This window comes from Pseudomonas sp. HY2-MNA-CIBAN-0224, assembly GCF_040310285.1.
In the GTDB taxonomy this organism is placed as follows: Bacteria; Pseudomonadota; Gammaproteobacteria; order Pseudomonadales; family Pseudomonadaceae; genus Aquipseudomonas; species Aquipseudomonas helleri.
Genome location: NZ_JBEOPQ010000637.1, coordinates 1 through 261, shown reverse-complemented (window position 1 = coordinate 261; position 261 = coordinate 1). Strand labels below are relative to the sequence as shown.

At 46.0% G+C, this 261-nt stretch carries 1 protein-coding gene; it reads left to right on the top strand.

Annotated features, from left to right (window positions below; genetic code table 11):
• A partial coding sequence (locus tag AAEZ03_RS27865) for an aminotransferase class I/II-fold pyridoxal phosphate-dependent enzyme (RefSeq protein WP_350583147.1) occupies nucleotides 1-261 on the top strand: 261 nt, incomplete at both ends.

The following is a 261-nucleotide window of genomic DNA, read 5'->3' as shown; positions in this document are numbered from 1 at the left end:
GATTGGGAGTATCTCATTCGCCTGTCAGACCAATATGACTTTATCATTGCCAGTGACGAATGTTATAGCGAGCTATATTTTGATACCGCGCCGATTGGACTCCTGCAAGCTTGTGCAGCCTTGGGTCGTCATAACTTTAAAAACTGTGTGGTGTTTCATTCATTATCAAAACGCTCCAACTTACCCGGTCTGCGTTCGGGCTTCGTCGCTGGTGATGCAGAGATTTTGCATGCTTATTTGCAATATCGCACCTATCAGGGC